Consider the following 23,919-nt stretch of genomic DNA (forward strand, 5'->3'; position numbering starts at 1 on the left):
ATTTTGGTGCTGCAAAACCGTCCCCGTATTTTTTATACTCTCCATCCGGCAGGATATTTGTTTTTGAGCGTTGCACCGACCAGTTTGCCAAATCCGATCGGATATCCCTCCGCACAGAGCAGATGCCAGCCTTTGGCATGTGTGGCTTCTTCCGGTTCGATATTTAATGTCTCACCTTTTAAATAGCGTGTGAGACGCTGGTCAGATACAGGAAGCGAGATGACGGCTTCTGCATTGCCTTTACGAAGAGCCAGAGCGAATGGCTGAGAAGGCTCAAAACGATTCTTTTTCAGATCACCGAGATACAGACCGTTTCGAAGAAAGGTAAGGCCGCGAAAATCTCCGCTGACTGGTGGCAGATAGTAGACTTTGTCTTTGCGGGTTTCAACGCGGTTCCAGTCGAATGGCTGTCCGCCAAGAGTTTTAAGGCCGATTTCTTTCAGGAACAATTCCAGCCATTTTCGTGTCTCGGCATTTGGTTTGGCTATGGAAAACTGTCCGATCAGATCTGTTTTGCCTTTTTTGCGGAACAATGCGAGAAAATGCCCTTCCCCCTGCATTTTGTGAGGAAACAGATGTACACATTTCTTTAGCTGTGGGTCGCCATTGCCCCATTCCGGGACACCCGGGGCGAATCCTTCGTATGCAGGAAGTTCCAGAAGTTCCATATCCGGACGGTTTTCCAGAAGGTGAGAGACGACAGCTTCATCTTCTTCCGGGGCAAAGGTACAGGTTGAGTACAGAAGCTGCCCACCTGGCCGGAGCATATCCGCAGCCTGCAGGATCAATTCCTTCTGCAGGACAGAAAGTTCCCGGGATTTTTCAGGTGTCCAGTCACGGGCAAGTGCTTCTTCCTTACGAAACATGCCTTCACCGGAACATGGGGCATCGAGCAGAATCTTATGGAAAAATTCAGGAAAGCGTTCACCTAAATGTGCTGGTGTTTCATTTGTGACAAAAGCATTGGTAATGCCAAATAATTCTACATTGCGAAGCAGTGCCTTGGTTCGGGAGGAGCTGATGTCATTCGCAACAAGCAGTCCGCTGCCATTTAACATAGCTCCAAGTGCAGTTGCCTTGCCTCCTGGTGCAGCACAGAGATCCAGGACATTTTCGCCGGGAGTGACCGGAAGGCAGGCGGCTGGTGTCATGGCGCTTGGTTCCTGCAGATAATAAAGACCTGCCTGATAAAGCGGACAAAAAGACGGACGGACATCTTCCGGGTAGAAATAACCGTTCGAGATCCATGGAATCGGCGTGACCGGGAACGGAACGATCCGCTCGAATTCCTCACAGCTGATCTTGGCAGTGTTGACACGAAGCCCGTAGGTACGTGGTGCTTCATAGCTTTTCAGAAAATCTTCGTATTCGTCACCCAGCATATTTTGCATACGATCAAGAAATGCAGGGGAAAGAAGTTCAGTAATGGTGTGTTCAGACATAAAAATCTCCCTATTTAGTAAAATATGATACCAGGGTCAAAAGTGCATGGCACGAAATAATCTGTATGTATCATAAAAATTATAAAGTAGTTGAAGAAAATAGAAAATACTATTGACAAAACTATATTATATAACGTATAGTATTGCTAACGAAATAATATTATATCGGTTGACAATATTACAGAAAATATAAGAAGGAAGTGAGAGCATGGTATTTAACACAGGTGCGGCACTTCTGGACGCGATCGTTCTGGCTGTAGTATCGAATGAGAAAGACGGGACCTACGGTTACAAGATTACCCAGGATGTACGGAGTGTGCTGGATGTATCCGAATCAACGCTGTATCCGGTGCTGCGGAGACTGCAGAAGGATGAATGCCTGGAGACTTATGATCAGGCATTCGCGGGCAGGAACCGCAGATATTACAAGATCACAGAGAAAGGCATGGCACAGCTGAATCTGTACAGAGTTGAGTGGAAGAATTATTCGACAAAGATTTCGAAGCTGTTTGAGGGAGGCATAGAGTTATGAACAGAGTGCAGTTTATGGAACAGTTAAAGAGACTGCTTTCTGATATCTCTGAGGAAGAAAGGCAGGAGGCTCTTGATTACTACGAGAGTTATTTTGACGATGCAGGGGAAGATCAGGAGGCAGAGGTGATCCGGGAGCTTGGAAGTCCGGGCAAAGTAGCCGCTATCATAAAAGAAGATTTAAAGAACAGTTCACAGAATTACGGGGAATTTACCGAGACAGGATTTCAGGACGAACGAGTGGAGGATGAGCGTCAGATGCCGCAGAGCCGTGCAGAGCGTGGGTATCATGCAGAACGAAAAGGTGGAAAGGCAAGCAAAGCCAGTGTGATCCTGGTACTGATTCTGCTGGTATTTGTTTCTCCGTTTATCAAAGGCGCAGTGGGAGGAGTCCTTGGATTTATTGTAAGCCTGGCATTGCTTCCGTTTCTGATCGTATTCGGGATCGGAGCCGCAGTAGTTGGACTTTTTATAGCAGCAGTCGCAGTAGTCGGAGCCGGAATAGGAACCTGCTTCAGTGCACCGCCGTTTGGAGTCCTGATCGTTGGACTTGGCTTGATACTGTTTGCACTGGCACTTGTCGGACTCGTGTTTCTGAAATGGGCAGCGACCCGTGCACTTCCGGCAGTTCTTCGTAAGTTTACAGATTTTTGCTGTCGGATTGTGAACAGAGGCGTAAAGGAAGGTGAACGGGCATGAAAAAATCTTCAAAAGTGATGTTACTTACAGCTGCAGTTGTTGGTGTGGTCGGAATCGGCATGAGCATCGGAGGCGTGGCGATGGGGGCAACGATCACAGGCCTGAATTTATCAAAATATGGATTCAGCGAAGCAATTAAGCAGACAACGAAATATGTCAGTCTGGATGATAAAGATGACTGGGAACAGGACTGGGATGAGATCATGCAGCTTAAACCGGTTAAAACAGATACTGACAAAGAAATGTTTGAAACAGCACCAACTTCTGATCTGGAATTTTCACTGAGTGGAGATGAACTTGAGTTTCAGTCTTATGATGGAGATAAGATTCGCATAGAGGTGTCCGGTTCGAAGAAAGATAAAGTAAAAATCGGCACAGAGGATGACTGTTTGATTCTTGAGACGACCGGCAGGATCCAGGACCGTAAGATTACAGTGAGTTATCCGAAGGGGTTGAGATTTAAGGAGACTTCTATTGATGTTGCGGCGGGTACAGTTACAATGTCTGATGAATTCCGGACAGATGATCTGGATGTATCTGTAGGAGCAGGAGAGTTTACAAATACAGGGAAGATCAGTGTAGCCAATGATACAACGATCACAGTCGGCACAGGAAATGTAGAATTGTCAGAGCTGGATATATGTGATCTGGAAGTTAAATGCGGTATCGGAAATGTTGACCTTGACGTTCTGGGAAAAGAAGCAGACTATAATTATGCGATTTCCTGTGCAGCAGGTAACGTTGATATTGGTGACAGTTCCTACAGTGGTCTTGGTCATGAAAGGGATATCAGTAATCCTGGAGCGTCCGACAGGATGAACCTGGACTGCGGGGTCGGAAATATCACGGTAAATTTTGAAAAGTAATTTTATTTATATATCATTTTATTAAGAAAGAAGGAATCTGTTATGAGTAACAAAAGACTTTACAAATCTTCTGTAAATTATATGCTGTGTGGTGTGTGCGGCGGTATTGCGGAATATTTTGACATTGATCCAACGCTGGTGAGACTGGCATGGGTAGTCCTTACCTGCTTTGGCGGTGCCGGAATCTGGGCATATATCATTGCAGCAATCATCATTCCGAAAGGCTGATCCTGCAAAAAACTGAGAATACCATATAGAGAATGTGAAGCAGTGTATATTCTCTGAAAAATCTGTCCATACTCTGAAAGAAATGTTGAAAGAAAGACTGCTGTGTGGGAAGTGCAGCGGTACAAAGGAGTTATGGACATGAAGAAAGAAAAAGAAGTGGAAGCTTATCTTAAGGGGGAACTCCCCGAAGAGCAGAAGCTGAAATATGAGATCGCACAGGAGCTGGGTGTGCTGGATAAAGTGCTGGAGAGCGGCTGGAAAAGTCTGTCGGCAAAAGAGACCGGGCAGATTGGAGGTCTGCTTGCCAGCAAACGAAAAGAAAATAACATATAACACACAGAAAAAACACAAAAAGCATCGACCGGGAACTATTCCGGACGGTGCTTTTTGTGGTATACTTATAACACTGACATCAGGACAGGATTGCAGGAGTGCGCGGCACGCAGCAATCTGCAGAGATATTAAAGATCATGAGAGTTGTGAGAGACAGGAGAAAAGAATGGGCAGCCTTCAAAAAGCATATGTAAAGTTAGATAAAGTTTCAAAGATATACAAAATGGGCGAAGTAGAGATCCGTGCAGTAGATGAGATCAGTTTTGAAATCGCCAGAGGAGAGTTTGTTGTAGTGGTTGGACCGAGTGGAGCAGGAAAAACCACGGTCCTGAATATTCTTGGCGGCATGGATACGGCTACCAGGGGAGCGGTACTGGTAGATGGCAGTAACATAGCAAAATATAACAGTCGCCAGCTTACCGCATACCGCCGGGATGACATTGGGTTTGTGTTCCAGTTTTACAATCTGGTTCCGAACCTGACGGCACTGGAAAATGTAGAACTTGCCATGCAGATCTGTAAGAATCCACTGGATGCGGCAGAAGTTCTCAGAGAAGTTGGCTTGTCTGACCGTATGGGGAATTTTCCGGCACAGCTTTCCGGAGGAGAGCAGCAGCGTGTTTCCATAGCAAGAGCACTTGCGAAAAATCCGAAACTACTGCTGTGTGATGAGCCGACGGGTGCCCTGGATTATCAGACCGGTAAGTCAATCCTGAAACTGCTTCAGGACATGTGCAGGGAAAAAGGAATGACTGTAATCGTTATCACGCATAACTCTGCACTGACACCTATGGCAGACCGTGTGATCCACATCAAGAATGGAACGGTATCTGCGATGGAAATGAATGAACATCCTACACCGGTGGAGGAGATCGAATGGTAGGAAAAAGAAGAAAGAAGGCATTACATAAAGATTTCTGGCAGGAGATCCGAAAGAGCAGAGCACGTTTTATTTCCATTTTCTGTATTGTGGCGCTGGGAGTGGCATTCTTTTCGGGAATCCAGGCAGCGTCGCCGGATATGAGACTTTCCGGGGATGCTTATTATAATGAATCGAACCTCATGGACATCAAAGTTATTGGGACACTGGGGCTTACGGAAGATGATGTAAAAGCAATCCAGTCAGTTGACGGTGTGGAGAGTGCGGAGGGTGCGTATTCGACAGACGTCATCTGCGGAGAGAATGAGACGCAGAAAGTGCTTCATATTGAGTCTATGAATAAAACGGTCAATCAGCTTACTGTGACGGAAGGTCGTCTTCCGGAAAAAAGCGGCGAGTGCTTCCTGGATTCTACATTTGCTGCGGGACAGGGATATGAGATCGGCAGCACGATCAACATGCGTCAGGATGAAGACAGCGAACTTCTGCTGACAGAGACTTATACGGTAGTCGGATTGGGTAAAAGTCCACTGTATATTTCATTTAACAGAGGAAATACGACAGTCGGTTCCGGTGAGGTAAATGGATTTGCCTATGTGCTCCCGGAGGATTTTGATCAGGAAGTTTTTACACAGGTCTATGTGCGGGCACATGGAACAGATCGGGTGATCAGTTATACCGATGCCTATGACAATCTGATCGAGAAGCTTCAGGACAAGGTCGAGGCCATTCAGGCGGAACGCTGCCAGATCCGCTACGATGAGATCATTTCTGAAGCTCAGGATAAGATCTCTGACGCAGAGCAGGAACTTGCCGACGGCAAAAAAGAAGCGGACGAGAAACTTGCTGATGCAAAGAAAAAGCTGGATGACGGCGAAAAAGAACTTGCCGATGGCAAAAAACAGTACGAGGACGGAAAGAAACAGCTTGCTGATGCAAAGAAAGAACTTGCCGACGGCAAAAAACAGATCGCAGATGCCAAAGCGCAGATCGCCGACGGAAAGGAACAGCTTGCTTCGGCGAAAGCACAGCTCTCCGATGGGCAGTCCCAGCTATCAGCGGCACAGGCAAAGCTGGATGACGGATGGGCACAGTACAATGCCGGAAAGCAGCAATATGATGAAGGCAAAGCCGAATTTGATAAAGCCAGGCAGCAGATAGAATCCGGAAAGCAGCAGATTGCTGACGGAAGAGCGCAGCTTGAACAGAAACAAAAAGAGCTGACAGCAGGGATTGCACAGGTAAAAGAAGGACAGACAGCCGTAGATGCGCAGATTACGCAGCTGGAAAGTCAGATCGCACAGATTCAGGCAGGACTGGAACAATTTTCCGGTGTAGAGGATCAGCTTGCCGCGGCACAGCAGGTTTATAATCAGACAAGTGGCGCAGTACAGGCGGCCCAGGAAGCTGTAAACAGTGCCCAGGCAGCGTACGATGCGGCGAAACAGCAGGCTGAGGCAGGCGAACTTGCAGAAGATGAACTGGCAGGATATGAGCAGGCACTTGGAGAAGCACAGGGACAGCTGGAAACAGCAAATGGTGCTCTTGGTCAGGCTCAGGCAGCTCTGGATGCCTGTCAGCAGGCAGTAAATCAGAAAACAGAACTTCAGAACAACTTAAGTGCGGCCCAGGGGGGACTCAGTCAGGCACAGGCAAAGAAAACAGAACTGGCCTCTACGCTGCAAAACCTGAATGCCGGTCAGCAGACGATCGAGCAGAGCCGGACACAGCTTGACAGTGAAGAAGCCAAACTTGTAGCAGGAGAAAAAGAACTTACTTCTAATGAAAAAACGCTGGCTGCGAGTAAAAAGAAACTTGATGCAAGTCTCGTACAGCTTCAGAGTGGACAGGCAGAGATCGATGCAAACTGTGAGAAATTGCAGAGTGGACAGAATGAGATCGAAGCTAATGAAGCGAAACTTTCTTCCGGAGAAGCAGAGATCGCGGCCAATGAGAAGAAGCTTGCAGACGGCGAGAAAGAAATTACTGAAAATGAACAGAAACTTAAAGATTCCGAACAGAAACTTGTCGATGCCGAGAAAGAATTAAAGGACGGAAAGAAAGAATATGAAGATGGCAAGAAGGAAGCGGAAGATGAGATCCGCGATGGTGAGCAGAAGATCAGCGATGCAAAAGAAGAACTGAACGATCTCAAAGAACCGGAATGGATCATCACAGACCGTAACGGTCTTCCGGAATATTCCGACTATGGCGATAATGCAGACCGAATCAAAAACATTGGTCAGGTATTTCCTGTCATCTTTTTCCTGGTTGCGGCATTGATCAGTCTTACAACCATGACAAGAATGGTGGAAGAACAGCGAATACAGATCGGAACGATGAAGGCGCTTGGCTATAAGAAATTTGACATTGCATCCAAGTATCTGAGTTATGCATTTCTGGCAACAGCGGGAGGAAGCGTGACGGGAATCCTGATCGGCGAAAAAATTCTTCCATATATAATCATCAAGGCATATGGAATGATGTACCATAACGTTTCCAACAGCCTGCAGATTCATTATGAGTGGAAATATGCGCTGACGGCTTCCATAGCGGCACTTGTATGTACTGTGGGGGCAACGATTCTTTCCTGTCGGCAGGCACTGGCAGAGACACCTGCATCTCTGATGCGTCCGCCGGCTCCGAAGGAAGGAAAGAGAATCCTTCTGGAGCATATCCCGTTTTTGTGGAAGCATCTGAACTTTACCTGGAAGTCATCGCTTCGAAATCTTTTCCGTTACAAGAAACGTCTGTTTATGACGATTTTTGGTATCGCGGGAAGTATGGCACTGATGCTGGTAGGATATGGAATCCAGGATTCTGTTTCGGATATCGTTAATCTTCAGTATGCAAATATCCAGCATTATGACGGCACGATCATCTCCGATGATGATGCAACGGAGCAGGAAAAGACAGCACTCACAGAAGAACTGGATGCAACGGAAACACTGGATCATTATACGAAGATCCAGCTTTCCAAACTCACTGCACCGAACGGAAAATCAAACTTAAGCGTATATGTTTATGTTCCGGAAAATCTGGACAATTTTAAAAAGGACGTAACACTCAGAAACCGTAAGACAAAGGAAGAATACGAACTGACGGATGAGGGGGCAGCAGTCAGTGAAAAAACAGCCAGTCTTCTGGGCCTCAAAGTGGGAGATGAACTGACAGTCAAAAAAGACGATACAGAGTACCAGGTGAAGATCGCTGTCATCACAGAGAATTATGCCGGTCATTATGTTTATATGACGCCGAGCGTTTATAAGGAAACCTTTGGTGAAGATCCGGATTATGCAGATATTGTTTTTGCTGTCAGAGATGAGTATAAGGATCAGACAGAGACGATCGGACAGAAGATCATGGAATCACCGGCAGTCTTGAGTATCAGCTATACGGCCAGTACCATGGATATGGTAAACCGTATGCTCAGTACACTGGGAATCGTCATCATTGTGCTGATCGTATCAGCGGGAATGCTGGCATTTGTGGTACTTTACAATCTGAATAATATCAACATCACGGAACGCCAGAGAGAGCTGGCGACACTCAAAGTACTGGGATTTTTCGACGGGGAAGTTTCACAGTATGTGCTGAGGGAAAATATTATCCTGACCATAGCCGGAATCCTTTTCGGCGCGGGATTTGGTATTCTCCTGCACCGTTATATCATTGTGACAGTAGAGGTTGACGCAGTCATGTTCGGAAGGAACATCCGGCCGATAAGCTTCGTATACTGTGCGGTGATCACCTGTATTTTCTCGATCATCGTAAATATCTTCATGCACAGGAAACTCAAGAAGATTGACATGGTAGAATCGCTGAAATCTGTCGAATAACGAAAACTCTGGAATTCAAAGACAAAAAAGGAAACGAATATCTGTGAATTTTCATCAATCCTTCTTGACAAGGTCGAAAAATGCAATTATAGTAGTTTTCATAACTATGAGTTTCATAGCAAAGGCAGAGAAAAAGAGGAGTAGGCGATATTCGCTGACAGAGAGGGGTTCTCGGAGGCTGTAAGGAACCCTCAGAAAGAGATTGTCGAAGGTAGCTTTGGAGCCGGAAAGCTGAGAAAGGACTGCGTCAGGCAGAATCAGTAAGCTTTCACGTTTCCTGCGTTAAGGGAGAATGAGATGTGTAGTTCTATCATCTGCACAATGAAGGTGGTACCGCGATTTAATTGCCCTTCACACAGGTTCTGTGTGAGGGGCTGTTTTTTCAATAAGCAAAATGCACCTATCAAAAATTCAGGAGGACATTATGAGCAAAGAACTTGCAAAGACTTATGACCCGAAAGGGCTGGAAGAACGTCTCTACCAGAAATGGATGGACAACGGATACTTCCACGCAAAAGTAAATCCAGATAAAAAACCATTTACCATCGTTATGCCGCCGCCGAACGTAACCGGTCAGCTTCATATGGGACATGCACTCGATGAGACCATGCAGGATATCCTGATCCGCTTCAAGAGAATGCAGGGATACGAAGCACTCTGGCAGCCGGGAACTGACCACGCAGCGATCGCAACAGAGGTCAAGGTTATCGACAAGCTGAAAAAAGAAGGAATCGACAAACACGACATCGGACGTGAAGAATTCCTCAAGCATGCATGGGCATGGAAAGAAGAGTACGGCGGAAAGATCATCAACCAGCTCAAGAAGCTCGGTGCATCTGCTGACTGGGAGAGAGAACGTTTCACCATGGACGAAGGATGCTCCAAGGCAGTACAGGAAGTGTTCATCCGTCTCTATGAGAAAGGTTACATTTACAAAGGTTCCAGGATCATCAACTGGTGTCCGGTATGCCAGACTTCCATCTCTGATGCAGAAGTTGAGCATGAGGACCAGGACGGATTTTTCTGGCACATCAACTACCCGATCGTAGGTGAAGAAGGAAGATTCGTAGAAATCGCAACTACACGTCCGGAAACACTGCTCGGTGATACCGCAGTAGCAGTAAACCCGGAGGATGAGAGATACAAAGATCTGATCGGCAAGATGCTGAAACTGCCTCTGACCGACCGTGAGATCCCGGTTATCGCAGATGAGTACGTTGACAAAGAATTCGGAACAGGCTGCGTTAAGATCACACCGGCACACGACCCGAACGACTTCGAAGTAGGCAAACGCCACAACCTCGAAGAAATCAATATCCTGAACGATGATGCTACCATCAATTCCCTTGGCGGCAAATACGCAGGAATGGACCGCTACGAAGCACGTAAGGCAATGGTGGCAGACCTCGATGCACAGGGACTTCTGGTCAAAGTTGTTCCGCACAACCACAGCGTTGGTACACATGACCGCTGCGGCACAACCGTAGAGCCGATGATCAAACCTCAGTGGTTCGTCCGCATGGACAAAATGGCAAAAGCAGCTATGGACGCTCTGAAACCGGGCGAGCTGGAATTTGTTCCGGCAAGCTTCGGAAAGACATACCTGCACTGGCTGGAGAACATCCGCGACTGGTGTATTTCCCGCCAGCTCTGGTGGGGACACAGGATCCCGGCTTACTACTGCGATGAGTGCGGTGAAGTAGTCGTTGCAAGAGAAATGCCGGAGAAATGCCCGAAATGCGGCTGCACACATCTTCATCAGGATGAAGACACTCTGGATACATGGTTCAGCTCCGCTCTGTGGCCGTTCTCCACACTTGGATGGCCGGACAAGACACCGGAACTGGAATACTTCTATCCGACAGATGTCCTGGTAACAGGATACGATATCATTTTCTTCTGGGTTATCCGTATGGTATTCTCCGCACTGGAGCAGACAGGAGAAGTTCCATTCCATCATGTACTGATCCACGGTCTGGTACGTGACTCTCAGGGACGCAAGATGAGTAAATCCCTCGGAAACGGTATCGATCCTCTTGAAGTTATCGACAAATACGGTGCAGATGCACTTCGTCTGACTCTGATCACAGGTAATGCACCTGGAAATGACATGCGTTTCTACTGGGAGCGTGTAGAGTCCAGCCGTAACTTTGCAAACAAGATCTGGAACGCATCACGTTTTATCATGATGAACCTGGAAGGCAAGACAGTCACCGAACCGGCAGACCTTAATGATCTCTGCTTCGAGGACAAATGGATCCTTTCCAAACTCAACACCGTGATCCGTGACGTAACAGACAACATGGATAAATACGAACTTGGAATCGCTGTACAGAAGGTTTATGACTTCCTGTGGGATGAGCTCTGCGACTGGTATATTGAGATGGCGAAGGTACGTCTCTGGAAAGCAGACGAAAATCCGAAGGCAGCCAATGATGCACTCTGGACACTGCGTACAGCCCTGACAGAAGGACTGAAACTGCTTCATCCGTATATGCCGTTCATCACAGAAGAAATCTACTGCACACTTCTTCCGGAAGAAGAGTCTATCATGATCTCTGACTGGCCGGTATTCCAGGAAGCATGGGTATTCCCGGAAGCAGAAAAAGCAGTAGAGAGCTTCAAAGAAGCAATCCGCGGAATCCGTAACACACGTACAGAAATGAACGTACCGATGAATCGCAAGACAAATCTTTACATTGTAGGTAAAGATGCAGAAACCTGTGCAAGATACGAGGCATGCAAGAAATCCTTTGTAAATCTCGCATTTGCAAAAGAAATCCACGTGCAGGAAAGCAAAGACGGCATTGGTGAGGATGCGGTATCTGTTGTCGTATCCGATGCAGTTGTTTATATGCCGCTGGAAGATCTGGTTGACAGAGAAAAAGAGATGGAACGCCTTAAGAAAGAGCGGGAGCGTCTCACAAAAGAAATCGCAAGATGCCAGGGTATGCTGAATAACCCGAACTTTGTCAACAAGGCACCGGAAGCAAAAGTAAACGCAGAAAAAGAAAAACTTCAGAAATATGAAGAAATGATGGAAAAGGTAAAGACACAGCTTACACAGATGGAGAAGTAATAAAGGAGCATTTGGATGAGATTGTATAAGATATGCAATAAGATTTCCCTGCTGCTTCATGCACTTTGCAGTGCGGCCGGCTATTTTCTGATCGAGGCGATCAGCCGTCATTCCTTTACGGAAGCATGGACTTTTATGACAGGAAAACCACTGGTATTTGCGTATAATGCAGGATTGATCTTTACGACGAGCCTGCTTGTATATCTGTTCCGGCGGAGAACCTTCTGGCGTGTCCTGGTATCCATGTTCTGGCTGCTTCTTGGAATTATAAATGGTGTGATTCTGTCCAACAGGGTCACTCCGTTTACCGGGCCGGACCTGCATCTTCTGACAGATGGTATGGCAATTCTGAACAAATATCTGCCGGCATGGGGTGTGGTTCTTGCACTGATCGTTCTCGGCGTATTTGTACTCATTTTGCTTGCACTGCTGATCAAGGGACCGAAGTATCAGAGAAAAGTAAAATTCCGTTATGACCTTCTTCTGGTGGTTGTGGGAGTTGCGGCATTTGCCGGAATCACACAGCTTGCACTGGAAAAAAGAGTGCTTTCCAATTATTTTGGAAATATTGCATTTGCCTATGAAGATTATGGCTATCCATATTGCCTTGCTGTTACGATCTTTGACACGGGCATCAGCTGCCCGAGGGATTATTCAGAAGAAGAAATCCAGCGGATTGAGAAAAGCGAGGATAATCTTCCGGCAACAAATGAAAACAGCAAACCAAACATTATTTTCCTTCAGTTGGAATCATTTTTTGATCCGACGCTGGTTAATTATCTGAAGATTTCCGAAGATCCGATTCCGAATTTCCGCAAACTGATGAAGGAATATTCTTCCGGATATTACAAGGTGCCGTCTGTAGGCGCCGGTACAGCAAATACAGAGTTTGAATCCATCACAGGCATGAGCCTTCATTATTTTGGACCAGGTGAATATCCGTACAAGAGCATTCTGAAGGAAACGACCTGTGAAAGTGCACCGTATGTGCTGAAGAATCTTGGATATTCGACACATGCCGTACATAACAATGAAGCGAATTTCTATGGGAGAAGGACGATTTTCCCGAATCTGGGATTTGATACCTTCACTTCAGCAGAATACATGCCGGAGGAAGAGGATAAGAATCCGCTTGGCTGGACCAAAGATGAAGTGCTGACAGATGAGATCATCAAATGTCTGGATTCCACAGAAGGTCCGGACTATGTATATACGATTTCCGTGCAGGGACATGGGGCATATCCGGAAGAAGAACTGATCGATGATCCGGAGATCACTGTCACCGGTGCTGCGACAGAGGCACAGAATAATCAGTGGGAGTATTACTGTAACGAGATTCATGAGATGGATAATTTCGTGAAAGAGCTTACAGATGCGCTTGCGGACTATCCGGAGGATGTGATCCTTGTGATGTATGGCGATCATCTTCCGACGATGGGACTGAAAGTGGAAGATCTCAAAAACAAGTATCTTTTCCAGACCCAGTATGTTATGTGGGATAATTTCGGAATGGAGAAGAAAAATGTCAACCTGGCGGCTTATCAGATGGCAGCAGAAGTTATGGACCGTGCCGGAATTCACGAAGGTACGATCTTCCGTTATCATCAGGCAAGAAGAAGTACCCGCAACTATCAGGTGGATCTGGAGACACTGCAGTATGACCTTCTCTATGGAGAAAAGTATTCCTACAAAGAAGATGGCGAATCCTTCGAGAGAACAAAGATGAGGATGGGACTGTATGATGTGACTCTTGATTCCATGGATCTTGTATCGGCTTCAGATTCGACTTACCGTCTGAAAGGAACAAATTTCACACCATCCAGTCAGGTCAAACTGAATGGAGAATGGATCGATACCGTTTATGTAAATCCAACGACTCTGATGATATCAGGTACAGAACTGGATGATTTTGACAGGATCTCTGTGACACAGCGGAGCAACAGTTCAACCAGAAAGGCATTGAGCAAGAGCTACGATCGCTCGGTTTATATGCTGTATTCTGAAAATAAATGGAAACTTCCGACGGAAGAATCCTGATTCTGACGAATAAAAGATTACGATTAGTACTGGACATCTTTCACCACTCATATATAATGATATCGTAGTGGTTTGAATCCCGGAGATTCAGACCGCTGCGAATACATTAGATGAAGTGGTGAATTTTTTTATGAATTACGAAGAAGCAGTTGCTTATATTGAAGAAACTCCGAAATTTACAACAAAGAACAAGCTGGAGCATACAAAGGAATGTCTGCACCGTCTGGGGGACCCGCAAAAGAAATTCAGGGTCATACATGTGGCAGGAACAAACGGAAAAGGAAGCACCTGTGCATTTCTGACTTCTGTTCTGAGGGAGGCAGGTTATTCCTGTGGTCTGTTTACTTCCCCGCATCTGGTCGTGATCAATGAACGTTTTCAGATCAACGAGAAGAATATTGATGATGAAGCATTTTTGAATGCGTTTGAAAAAGTAAAGAAACTGTCAGAGGAACTGGTAGCAGAGGGAAACTATCATCCGACCTATTTTGAATTTCTGTTTCTGATGGGAATGGTAGTCTTTGCGGATGCAAAAGTAGATTATGTGATTCTGGAGACTGGACTGGGTGGAAGACTGGATGCGACAACAGCTGTAGAAGATCCGGCAGCGTGTGTGATCACGTCGATCAGTTTTGATCATATGCAGTATCTTGGAGATACGATCGAGGCGATTGCCGGTGAAAAAGCAGGAATCATAGTACCTGGAGTTCCGGTGATCTATGACGGGAACAATCCTGTGGCAGCAGAAGTGATACGTAAACATGCACAGGAACTGGGAAGCCCGTATTATGAAGTCAGGAAAGAAGATGCAAAAATCGTGCGCAGCACAAGGTCAGGCATTGATTTTTTGTTTGAGAATGAGTATTATGGAAATACAGTTTTCTCATTGCCGTTTATTGCAGAATACCAGGTGATGAACGGATCTCTTGCACTGAAAACGATTGAAGTACTGAAGAATCAGATTCCGGTATCTCTGGAGGCAGTCAGAAAAGGACTTCAGGAGACTCGCTGGCAGGGACGAATGGAAACCGTACTTCCGGGAGTTATCGTGGATGGAGCACACAATGAGGATGGTGTGGAGAAGTTTGTGGAGACAGCAGCTCACTTTCAGGAGGACTGTCCGCTGACACTTCTTTTTTCGGCAGTAGATGACAAGGATTACACAGATATGATCCGGACGATCCTCGGCAGAATTTCGTTCCGTCATGTGATCGTGACACAGGTAGGCGGCTACCGTAAGGTGCCGGCAGAGAAACTTGCGGAGATCTTCCGCAAAGAAGGATGTCCGTCAGCTGAAGCCTGTGAGGATGTAGAAGAGGCATTTCGCAAAGCACTGGCTGTGAAGGGCGAAGACGGAATGCTGTTCTGTGTTGGTTCCCTGTATCTGGTTGGTGAGATCAAGACAGCCATCCTGAAGGGAATCGGAAAATAAAGGAGAATACGATGATTGATTATGAAGAGGAACTGAAGAAGTTTGAACCATGTCTGGATGTCACAGATGCAGAAGGCGCGATCTATGACCGTGAACTGACAGATATTCTGGATGTTCTGCAGGAAGTATTAAGAGAAGCAAAGAGCAACAGACGTGTAAAATAAAGCACAAGGAGAACTACATGAATTGTATGAACTGCGGTGCATTTCTCATGGATATGGATCTGGATTACTGTCCGAACTGTGGGTATAATGTGCTGATTCAGAAAAAAGTAGATTATCTGTCCAAAATATACTATAATCAGGGGCTTGAAAAAGCGAGCATTCGTGACCTTTCCGGCGCGATTGCCTGTCTGAAACAGAGCCTGATGTATGATAAAAGAAATATTCGGGCTCGAAATCTGCTTGGACTGGTATATTTTGAGACGGGTGAAGTGGTGTCGGCACTCAGTGAATGGGTGATCAGCAAGAATCTTCAGCCGAGCAGAAATCTTGCAACAGAGTATATCAATAAATTACAGGCCAACCCGAACAAGCTGGCTGCGATCAATGAGACGATCAAAAAATATAATCATGCGCTTTTTCTCTGCAGAGAGGGGCATGAGGATATGGCTGCGATCCAGCTGCGTAAAATTCTTGCGCAGAATTCAAAACTGATCAAGGGATACCATCTGCTTGCCCTGATCCAGATGAAAAACGGGGAATGGAATCGTGCACGAAGAATCCTGAAGAAGGCAGCACGGATCGACAAAACAAATACGACAACACTTCGGTTTCTTCGTGAAGTGGATGAACAGACCGGGGTTACGACAAGACTGGAAAAAACTCCAAAGAAGGGGCTGTTCCGTTCCAAAAACAAAAAACAGAGTTTTGATGAGGAAATCCTTGGAAATGGCAGCAGTGTGCAGCCGACCGTGTACAGGGAACATTCGAGGATTTCTGCATTCTTTATTTTGATGTCCGGTATTGCGGCAGGTGCAGTTGCATTCTGGCTGCTGGCCGTGCCATCGATTCGTCAGGGAATCTACCAGGAAGCAAATCAGCAGATCGTGCAGTACAGTGAATCGCTGGCAAGTCAGGGAGCTGAGCTGACCAAAGTGCAGGGAGAGGCAAAAGAGTCCGGGGATACCGTAGAATCCGTGACACAGGAGCTGACAACGGAGCAGGCGAAGAGTGAGAGTTATCAGGCACTTCTGCAGGCATATACGTATTATCAGCAGCAGGATATCGACAGTGCAGCGGTGGAGATTCAGAAAGTACATGTAGATGTGCTGACAGATTCCATGAAGACGATCTATACGACGATCAAAAATGCAACCGGTGTTACTGGAATCAATGATTCTGAAGGCGTACAGGCGCAGAGTGACCAGAATACAGACAATGCTGATTACAGTGAGTATGACAATGCAGATGGAGAATATTATGAATAAGCGATTCGGATTTTAAGAAAAACCTCGGAGAAGGGGATGTACCAGCGGTGCATCCTCTTTTTCTTTTTTATAAAAGCAGGGGGGAGTGGAAAATGAAAGAAATGTTTAAACTGGAGGGGACAACATTGGTTATTCTGGTTCCGGAGGAACTGGATCATCCGGTATCTGACTGGATCCGGAAAGAGGCGGAAAAACTGGCAGGCAGAACTTATATAAGGACGATCGTGTTTGATTTTTCGCAAACGCAGTTCATGGACAGCTCCGGAGTTGGATTGCTGATGGGAAGATATCGGTCTCTGGGGATGCGCAAAGGCTGCATCCAGGCAACGGGAGTGAGCAGCCATATCGACAGGCTGCTCCATCTGTCGGGACTGCATCGTTATATTGAAATACACAGAGCAGAAGAGGAGGAGAAACCATGAAAGAGAATACAAACGAAATGCTTCTTGTTTTTGACAGCCTTCCGGCAAATGAAGGTCTTGCGAGGATCACGGCGGCATCTTTCTGTACGCAGCTGAATCCTACATTGGAAGAGATTGCAGACCTTAAGACTGCAGTGTCGGAAGCCGTGACAAACTGCATCATTCACGGATATGAGAATCAGATAAAAAAGATTGAAATGAAATTATATTACAGAGAGCAGGTACTGTACGTGGACATCACAGATCATGGAGTGGGAATTATGGATGTGCAGAAAGCAATGGAACCAATGTATACCACAAAACCGGATAAAGACCGTTCGGGAATGGGATTTACCTTTATGGAAGCCTTTATGGATGAAGTGGAGGTGGAATCAGAAACAGGAAAGGGAACCACGGTGCATATGAAAAAGACCATTGGTCGGTAGGCACAGATATGACCTTGGATACATCGGCCCTGATCGGGCGGGCGCACCAGGGGGATAAAGAAGCGAGAGAACTGTTATTTCATCAGAATATGGGACTGGTCTACAGTGTTGCCAGAAGGTTTGCGGGCCGAGGGGTAGAAATGGAAGACCTTGTCCAGATTGGAAGTATCGGCCTTTTGAAAGCGATAGATAAATTTGACCTGTCATTTGATGTGAAATTTTCTACTTATGCCGTGCCTATGATCGCAGGTGAGATCAAAAGATTTCTGAGAGATGATGGCATGGTAAAAGTCAGTCGTTCTATAAAAGAAAATCAGTACAGGATCTATCGTGCACGGGAAATGCTCGAAAAAAGGCTGGGAAGGGAACCGAACATTACAGAACTTTCCGAAGAACTGCAGATGCCGCCGGAAGAGATTGCGATGGCATTGGAATCAGCAGCTGAGGTGGAATCCATTTACCGGCCGATCCATCAGGGTGAGGGAACGGAACTGAGGCTGCTGGATAAAATTCCGGAACTGAAGAATATGCAGGAGAAATTGTTGGACAGAGTGCTGCTGGAAGAACTTCTGGATCGCCTTCAAAAAGAAGAAAGAGATATGATCTGTATGCGCTATTTCTGCGATATGACACAGACAGAGGTAGCGTCGCGCCTGGGAGTATCACAGGTGCAGGTATCCAGAATGGAAAAAAGAATTTTGCAGAAGCTTCGAAAAGAATTATAAAATATGCTGTGGCAGCCAAAACTTTAATGGCACTATTACGTATACTTTTTGCCGGTTTTTCAGATACTGATACAGAAACAAACCGGAAAGGACGTGTGGGGATTTATGGCATCTGAATCAGTAACGGTGTATATCAAAGGTGACCGGAATGTGGAGGTAACAAAAACGGATGTGACTCTGGGAGATATTGTCACACTGGAGTGTGCCGATAAAGTTATGCTGCCCAGGATCAAAGCATTGAAGATACTCAAAATACACGGGGAGAAAGAACAGAGATTTGTGATATCCATATTAAAGATCATTGCCTGCATTCACGAGCAGTATCCCAAAGTAGAAGTGCAGAATCTGGGAGAGTCGGATCTGATCGTGACCTATGAAAATCAGAAGACACCGCCATATGCGTGGCATATCCTGAAGGTGACTGCTGTGGCAGCTGTGATATTTGTAGGATCGGCTTTTTCTATCATGGCATTTAACAATGATGTAGGAGGGACGGAACTGTTCGGTCAGATCTATGAACTTGTGATGGGAAGCAAAAGTGATGGATTTACAGTGCTGGAGATCACTTACTCGATTGGGCTGACACTAGGAATTCTGATCTTTTTCAATCATTTTGGAAAAAAACGTTTTACTGTGGATCCGACACCAATGGAAGTGCAGATGCGTCTTTATGAAAATGATATTCAGACAACACTTGTGGAAGATGCGGCGCGCAGAAAAAAAGAAATGGAAGTTGGTGGGAAATAATGTGGATACAGAAGATAGTTCTTGTACTGATCGGACTGAGTGCAGGTGTGGTCGTTGCAGGCGGATTGTTCTCTTTTATCGTAGAACTGGGGGTGATCTCTGATTTTGCGGACCGGACGCATACCGGAAATAAGATCATGTTCTATGAAGATATGGTTTCGGCAGGGGCTGTGTTTGGGAATCTGTTTCAGATCTTTGGACTGCAGATGCCGGGTGGAAAGCTCTTTTTGTCTGTATTTGGTCTGCTTGGAGGAATCTTTGTGGGATGCTGGGCTATGGCACTGGCAGAGATTCTGAATGTATTTCCGATCTTTATGCGCAGGGCCAGGATCGTTCGCTATCTGGCGGTGTTTGTGCTTATGGTAGCACTGGGAAAAGGGTTTGGAGCAGGGCTCTTTTTCTGGAAGAGATGGTAAAAGACAACGGGGACGGAGTTTTGTGTTGTAAAACTCCGTCCCCGTTGTCTTTGGAGATAAAATCAATAAACAAGAATAGTTGGCTAGAATTTAATTTCTTTTCCTTCCAGTCGCCACTGTCTGAATTCTGCAGATGCAGAAAGGAGAAGGTCGGAAGAAGAGTTCAGAGCGGTCTCTACAGAGTCCTGGATAACACCGATGATGAAACCAACGGCAACGACCTGCATGGAAATATCATCAGAGATACCAAACAGGGAGCAGGCCATCGGAATCAGCAGCAGGGAACCGCCGGCAACACCGGAAGCACCACAGGCTGACAGAGCTGCCAGGAGACTGAGGATGATCGCAGTCGGAATGTCTACATGGATACCAAGTGTGTAAGCGGTTGCCATAGTCATAACGGTAATAGTGATCGCAGCACCATCCATGTTGATCGTAGCACCTAACGGAATCGTTACAGAATATGTATCACGGTCCAGACCCATTTCTTCACATACTTTCATGTTGACCGGAATGTTGGCAGCAGAACTTCTTGTAAAGAATGCAGTCAGGGCGCTTCTTTTCAGACAGTGGAAGATCAGCGGATACGGGTTCTTACGGATACACCAGTAAACCAGAAGCGGGTTGGTGACAAAATAGATAAAGAGCATACAGCCAACCAGCAGGAGAAGCAGTTTTCCATATGTGGTAAAGATATCCAGACCATTGGTGGATACGGTATTGAATACAAGACCGAAGATACCAAATGGTGCCATATTGATGATCCAGGTAACAACTGTGGAGATTCCGTCAGCAACATCAGCAAGAACATTTTTAGTCATGTTATTGGCTGCACGGAATGCAAGTCCGAGAAGAACTGCCCACATAAGGATTCCGACATAGTTTGCATTTACGAGGGAGGATACCGGATTGGCAACCAGATTCAGAAGAAGGTTGTTAAGAACCTCTACGATACCCTGTGGTGCAGCTGTGTCAGTTGCGGCAGCGGTAGCAAGTGTCAGTTTGACAGGAAAAGCCATGCTTGCGAATACTGCGATGACTGCTGCCAGTACAGTACTGAACATATAAAGAATGATGACTGTCTTGATGACCCCGCCGTGGGATTTTCCTGCGTTGCACAGAGAACTGATCACAAGAAAGAATACCAGAAGTGGTGCGATTGCCTTAAGGGCACTTACAAAGACATCGCCAAGAATTGCAATGCCGGTTGCACCTGGTACAGCGATTCCCAGAATGGCACCAAGAATAAGGCCGACCAGGATTCGCTTTACCAGAGCGATGTCTGTCCATTTGTTCCAAAGCTTTTTCATATTTGTACTCCTTTAACGTTTTAAAATGATAATATGATACAATTATAAACGAAAAGAAGTAAGAATGCAAGAACGTAATGTACAAATGTTCACCAGTGAAAGACAAGACGGCAAAATCTTCTATTCTTTCATTTGGGGATGAAAGATCAGACTGGCAAGATAGGAAAAAATCAGTGCAGCAGAGACTCCGACAGCACAGGCTGTAAAACCTCCGGTGAAGAGACCGAGAAAACCGTCCTGGTCAATTGCCTTTTTCATACCCTTCCAGAGAACATGGCCGAAACCCAGAAGAGGAACACTTGCGCCGGCTCCGGCATAATCGGTAAATGGCTGATAGAGTCCGACAGCACTGAGAAGTGTGCCGAGGCAGACCAGCAGGACCATGACCCGTCCGGGGAGCAGCTTGGTTTTGTCCAGAAGGATCTGGACAAGGGCGCAGATCAGTCCGCCGACCCAGAATGCATTAAAATAATCCATTGTTTATGCCTCCTTTGTTTTGGGAATGTGTTCAAGGACGATGGCATGTGCGATGCCGGCAACGGGAGCTCCTTCATTGAAGCTGACTTTGGAAAGCATCGCACCTGTTGGCACAAAGAGAATTTTTTTCCATATTCCGGATGCGACCTTTGGAAGAAGCAGAGCAGAAAGCACAGATGCGGAACAGCCACAGCCGCTTCCGCCGGAGTGTGTGTCCTGACTGTCATTGTCGTAGATCAGCAGACCGCAGTCCTGATGTACGGAAGCAAGGTCGATCTGATCCTGTTTCAAAAGATCGAGAAGGATGCGCTGCCCGACCAGTCCGAGATCGCCGGTGATGACTGCATCGTAGCTGTCTGCAGTCAGATCAAAATCCTGAAGATGCTGCCGGATCGTATCGCAGGCGGCAGGCGCCATGCAGCCGCCCATATTCAGAGAGTCACGGAAACCAAAGTCGATGACTCTGCCGGTAGTGATGCCGGTAACCGCAGCATAGCCCTCTTCGTGGCAGAGTGGAGAACTGCCGACGGTGTTCCGGGGATGAGGCGGTTTTGCACCGAGAATGCAGGCTCCGCTTCCGGTGACTGTCCAGGTAGCAGAGAGGGGACGTTGAGAACCATAGCCAAGCGGGAAACGAAACTCTTTTTCGGCAGTTGCAAAATGACTGGATGTGGCACACAGGATATGTTGACCGTATCCGGCAGATACAGCGATAGCTCCGAGAGAAAGAGATTCACCCATGGTAGAGCAGGCACCGTACAGACCAAAAAATGGAATGCCCATTTCTGCGATGCCGAATGAAGAGGCAATTGTCTGGGCCAGGAGATCACCGGCGAAGACAAAACGGATATCTCCGGGAGTAAGTCCTGCTTTTCCGATGGCAAGAGTGGCGACTTCTTTCTGCATGGTACTTTCGGCAGCTTCCCAGGTTTTTTCACCGAACATAGGATCATCACAGATCATATCAAAAGAATCTTTTAATGGACCGTTTCCTTCTTTAGAGCCAACCACAGAAGCACAGCTTTGGATATAGACGGGACTGGAAAAAGCAATACTTGCTTTTCCAAGCAGAATTCCGGATCTCATCGAATCACCTCCATAAACTTTATAAAGAAGTAGATAAGGCCAAGCAGCCAGGAACTCAAAATGCCATAGAGGATGACCGGTCCTGCGATGGTAAAAATCTTGCAGCCGATTCCAAATACCTGTCCTTCGGCACGGTATTCAATAGCGGATGCAGCGACGGAATTGGCGAATCCGGTGATAGGGACCAGTCCGCCGGCACCACCGAATTTGCCGATTCTGGAATAAAGATTGAGACCGGTCAGGATCACGCTGAGCAGGATCAGGAGAAGTGAACACCAGTTGCCGGCAGTTTCTTTATCAGCTCCCATGGAAGACACGGTGTTCAGAATCAGCTGCCCAAAGGAGCAGATGAGCCCGCCGGTCACAAATGCTTTGCACATATTCAGTGGGAGACTGTGCGAAGGAGTGATACTTTTGACATATTTTTCATATGCTTTTTGTTTTTCTTTCTGCGTGCTTTCAGACATAACAGACATCCTTTCATAACAATTTTGAGATGCGAAAAAAATATTTGTAGAAAAAGAAGGTTTTCTTTTGACTTTTCCTGCATTTATGCATATAATGAGAAGGCTTATGGTCATCAGAACCTTCGGGCGGGAAAAGTTCCTGAGGGGTCGTGATGGGTAGTATATGGAAATGCGGGAAAAAAATACGCAAATTCTAAAAAAAGTATGAAAAACTGTACATTCTTATATCCGGATAGTATAATAAAACGGAGTGGGAGCAGAGAGTCTTAGAATAAGAAGGCATGAGGAGGTTTGCGTATGTATGACGCATTTTCCCGAATGGAATGTCTGCTTGGAAGCAGGAATATGAGGCGGATCAGCAGTATGAAGATTGCAGTATTCGGCGTTGGCGGTATCGGTTCGTATGTAGTGGAAGCTCTGGCACGATGTGGTGTGGGAAGTCTTACACTGGTCGATCATGGAGAGATTGCACTGACGGATATCAACAGGCAGTTATATGCATTGCAATCAGCAGTTGGCCGCAAAAAAGTACAGATGGCAAAAGAACATATCCGGGATATTGATGAAAATATTCTCGTACACACTTACGAGACATATTATAACAGAGAGACAGCTGGTATGTTTGATCTCAGTGCATTTGATTATATTGTGGATGCGATGGATACAGCTGCATCCAAGGTCCTTCTGATCGAACAGGCGGGACTCAGTAAAGTGCCGGTCATTTCCTGCCTTTCTACAGAAAACAAACTGAATCCCGCAAGACTGGAGATTGCAGATATTGCCAGAGTCAGCGGCGATCTGCTTGCAAAGACTATCCGTGCAGAACTGAGAAAGAAAAACATCCGTAAAGTAAAAGTTCTGTATTCGCGTGAAAAACTGCGCAAAACACGCGGAGTACGTCAGCATGAAGACATCGGAGACGGGATGACAGATGGCAGCATTTCTTTTGTGCAGGGAACTGCGGGGATGCTGGTTGCCGGTGAGGTGATCAGAGATCTGCTGACAGAAAAAGCAAAAAATGATAAGCGTAAATGATGTATTTTTTATGA

Annotated in this window: 23 protein-coding genes and 1 other annotated feature; of the genes, 18 read left to right on the forward strand and 5 right to left on the reverse strand. The window is 46.3% G+C overall.

The window, feature by feature from the left end:
• Window positions 1-32 precede the first annotated feature (32 nt).
• Complete coding sequence (locus KQI91_RS08155; protein ID WP_216392350.1) at window positions 33-1,442, reverse strand: RsmF rRNA methyltransferase first C-terminal domain-containing protein; 1,410 nt, start codon at window positions 1,440-1,442, stop codon at window positions 33-35.
• A 208-nt stretch (window positions 1,443-1,650) separates the two neighbouring features.
• Between KQI91_RS08155 and KQI91_RS08160 the strand changes: the two genes are divergently transcribed.
• From KQI91_RS08160 to KQI91_RS08240, 17 genes are all read left to right on the forward strand, one after another.
• Window positions 1,651-1,974 (forward strand): PadR family transcriptional regulator, encoded by a 324-nt coding sequence (locus KQI91_RS08160; RefSeq protein WP_216392351.1) that lies wholly within the window; start codon window positions 1,651-1,653, stop codon window positions 1,972-1,974.
• Window positions 1,971-2,672 (forward strand): DUF1700 domain-containing protein, encoded by a 702-nt coding sequence (locus KQI91_RS08165; RefSeq protein WP_216392352.1) that lies wholly within the window; start codon window positions 1,971-1,973, stop codon window positions 2,670-2,672. The genes KQI91_RS08160 and KQI91_RS08165 overlap by 4 nt, the downstream gene beginning before the upstream one ends.
• Window positions 2,669-3,538, forward strand: a complete 870-nt coding sequence (locus KQI91_RS08170) for a DUF4097 family beta strand repeat-containing protein (RefSeq protein WP_216392353.1) — start codon at window positions 2,669-2,671, stop codon at window positions 3,536-3,538. The genes KQI91_RS08165 and KQI91_RS08170 overlap by 4 nt, the downstream gene beginning before the upstream one ends.
• A gap of 42 nt (window positions 3,539-3,580) precedes the next feature.
• Complete coding sequence (locus KQI91_RS08175; protein WP_216392354.1) at window positions 3,581-3,766, forward strand: PspC domain-containing protein; 186 nt, start codon at window positions 3,581-3,583, stop codon at window positions 3,764-3,766.
• A gap of 138 nt (window positions 3,767-3,904) precedes the next feature.
• Window positions 3,905-4,099 carry a small, acid-soluble spore protein, alpha/beta type gene (locus tag KQI91_RS08180; protein WP_216392355.1) on the forward strand — a complete coding sequence of 65 codons (195 nt, stop codon included), beginning with the start codon at window positions 3,905-3,907 and terminating at the stop codon, window positions 4,097-4,099.
• Window positions 4,100-4,265: 166 nt separating this feature from the next.
• Window positions 4,266-4,982 (forward strand): ABC transporter ATP-binding protein, encoded by a 717-nt coding sequence (locus KQI91_RS08185; protein ID WP_216392356.1) that lies wholly within the window; start codon window positions 4,266-4,268, stop codon window positions 4,980-4,982.
• The gene (locus KQI91_RS08190) at window positions 4,976-8,818 is read left to right on the forward strand and encodes an FtsX-like permease family protein (RefSeq protein WP_216392357.1); all 3,843 of its coding nucleotides are present in this window, start codon (window positions 4,976-4,978) and stop codon (window positions 8,816-8,818) included. Before KQI91_RS08185 ends, KQI91_RS08190 begins: the two co-directional genes overlap by 7 nt.
• A 118-nt stretch (window positions 8,819-8,936) precedes the next feature.
• Window positions 8,937-9,173: a binding site (T-box leader), on the forward strand.
• A gap of 69 nt (window positions 9,174-9,242) precedes the next feature.
• Complete coding sequence (locus KQI91_RS08195) at window positions 9,243-11,897, forward strand: valine--tRNA ligase (protein ID WP_216392358.1); 2,655 nt, start codon at window positions 9,243-9,245, stop codon at window positions 11,895-11,897.
• A gap of 15 nt (window positions 11,898-11,912) precedes the next feature.
• Window positions 11,913-13,934: an LTA synthase family protein gene (locus tag KQI91_RS08200; RefSeq protein ID WP_216392359.1), complete on the forward strand. Its 2,022-nt coding sequence runs from the start codon at window positions 11,913-11,915 to the stop codon at window positions 13,932-13,934.
• Window positions 13,935-14,064: 130 nt separating this feature from the next.
• On the forward strand, window positions 14,065-15,366 hold the full coding sequence (locus tag KQI91_RS08205; protein ID WP_216392360.1) for a bifunctional folylpolyglutamate synthase/dihydrofolate synthase: 1,302 nt from the start codon (window positions 14,065-14,067) through the stop codon (window positions 15,364-15,366).
• A gap of 11 nt (window positions 15,367-15,377) precedes the next feature.
• A complete protein-coding gene (locus KQI91_RS08210) occupies window positions 15,378-15,530 on the forward strand; it encodes a hypothetical protein (RefSeq protein WP_005424949.1) in 153 nt (50 codons plus the stop codon).
• 17 nt (window positions 15,531-15,547) lie between these two features.
• Complete coding sequence (locus KQI91_RS08215; RefSeq protein WP_216392361.1) at window positions 15,548-16,795, forward strand: tetratricopeptide repeat protein; 1,248 nt, start codon at window positions 15,548-15,550, stop codon at window positions 16,793-16,795.
• 92 nt (window positions 16,796-16,887) lie between these two features.
• A complete protein-coding gene (locus KQI91_RS08220) occupies window positions 16,888-17,217 on the forward strand; it encodes an anti-sigma factor antagonist (RefSeq protein ID WP_216392362.1) in 330 nt (109 codons plus the stop codon).
• Complete coding sequence (gene spoIIAB / locus KQI91_RS08225) at window positions 17,214-17,642, forward strand: anti-sigma F factor (RefSeq protein WP_216392363.1); 429 nt, start codon at window positions 17,214-17,216, stop codon at window positions 17,640-17,642. Before KQI91_RS08220 ends, spoIIAB begins: the two co-directional genes overlap by 4 nt.
• Before the next feature lie 8 nt (window positions 17,643-17,650).
• Window positions 17,651-18,367, forward strand: coding sequence for a SigF/SigG family RNA polymerase sporulation sigma factor (locus tag KQI91_RS08230; RefSeq protein ID WP_330654496.1), 717 nt, complete (start codon window positions 17,651-17,653; stop codon window positions 18,365-18,367).
• 105 nt (window positions 18,368-18,472) lie between these two features.
• Entirely contained in the window at window positions 18,473-19,114 is a 642-nt protein-coding gene (locus KQI91_RS08235) for a stage V sporulation protein AA (protein WP_216392364.1), read from the forward strand.
• Window positions 19,114-19,530 (forward strand): stage V sporulation protein AB, encoded by a 417-nt coding sequence (locus KQI91_RS08240; RefSeq protein ID WP_216392365.1) that lies wholly within the window; start codon window positions 19,114-19,116, stop codon window positions 19,528-19,530. The genes KQI91_RS08235 and KQI91_RS08240 overlap by 1 nt, the downstream gene beginning before the upstream one ends.
• 83 nt (window positions 19,531-19,613) lie before the next feature.
• Here KQI91_RS08240 and sstT read toward each other — a convergent pair whose 3' ends face one another.
• From sstT to KQI91_RS08260, 4 genes are all read right to left on the reverse strand, one after another.
• A complete protein-coding gene (sstT, locus tag KQI91_RS08245) occupies window positions 19,614-20,840 on the reverse strand; it encodes a serine/threonine transporter SstT (RefSeq protein WP_216392366.1) in 1,227 nt (408 codons plus the stop codon).
• Window positions 20,841-20,960: 120 nt separating this feature from the next.
• Window positions 20,961-21,317 (reverse strand): SpoVA/SpoVAEb family sporulation membrane protein, encoded by a 357-nt coding sequence (locus KQI91_RS08250; RefSeq protein WP_216392367.1) that lies wholly within the window; start codon window positions 21,315-21,317, stop codon window positions 20,961-20,963.
• 3 nt (window positions 21,318-21,320) lie between these two features.
• Window positions 21,321-22,403 carry a stage V sporulation protein AD gene (locus KQI91_RS08255; RefSeq protein ID WP_216392368.1) on the reverse strand — a complete coding sequence of 361 codons (1,083 nt, stop codon included), beginning with the start codon at window positions 22,401-22,403 and terminating at the stop codon, window positions 21,321-21,323.
• Window positions 22,400-22,870 (reverse strand): SpoVA/SpoVAEb family sporulation membrane protein, encoded by a 471-nt coding sequence (locus KQI91_RS08260; protein ID WP_216392369.1) that lies wholly within the window; start codon window positions 22,868-22,870, stop codon window positions 22,400-22,402. The genes KQI91_RS08255 and KQI91_RS08260 overlap by 4 nt, the downstream gene beginning before the upstream one ends.
• A 297-nt stretch (window positions 22,871-23,167) precedes the next feature.
• Between KQI91_RS08260 and KQI91_RS08265 the strand changes: the two genes are divergently transcribed.
• Window positions 23,168-23,905: a tRNA threonylcarbamoyladenosine dehydratase gene (locus KQI91_RS08265; protein WP_216392370.1), complete on the forward strand. Its 738-nt coding sequence runs from the start codon at window positions 23,168-23,170 to the stop codon at window positions 23,903-23,905.
• Window positions 23,906-23,919: the final 14 nt, after the last annotated feature.

The organism is Blautia sp. MSJ-19 (genome assembly GCF_018918125.1).
In the GTDB taxonomy this organism is placed as follows: domain Bacteria; phylum Bacillota; class Clostridia; order Lachnospirales; family Lachnospiraceae; genus Blautia_A.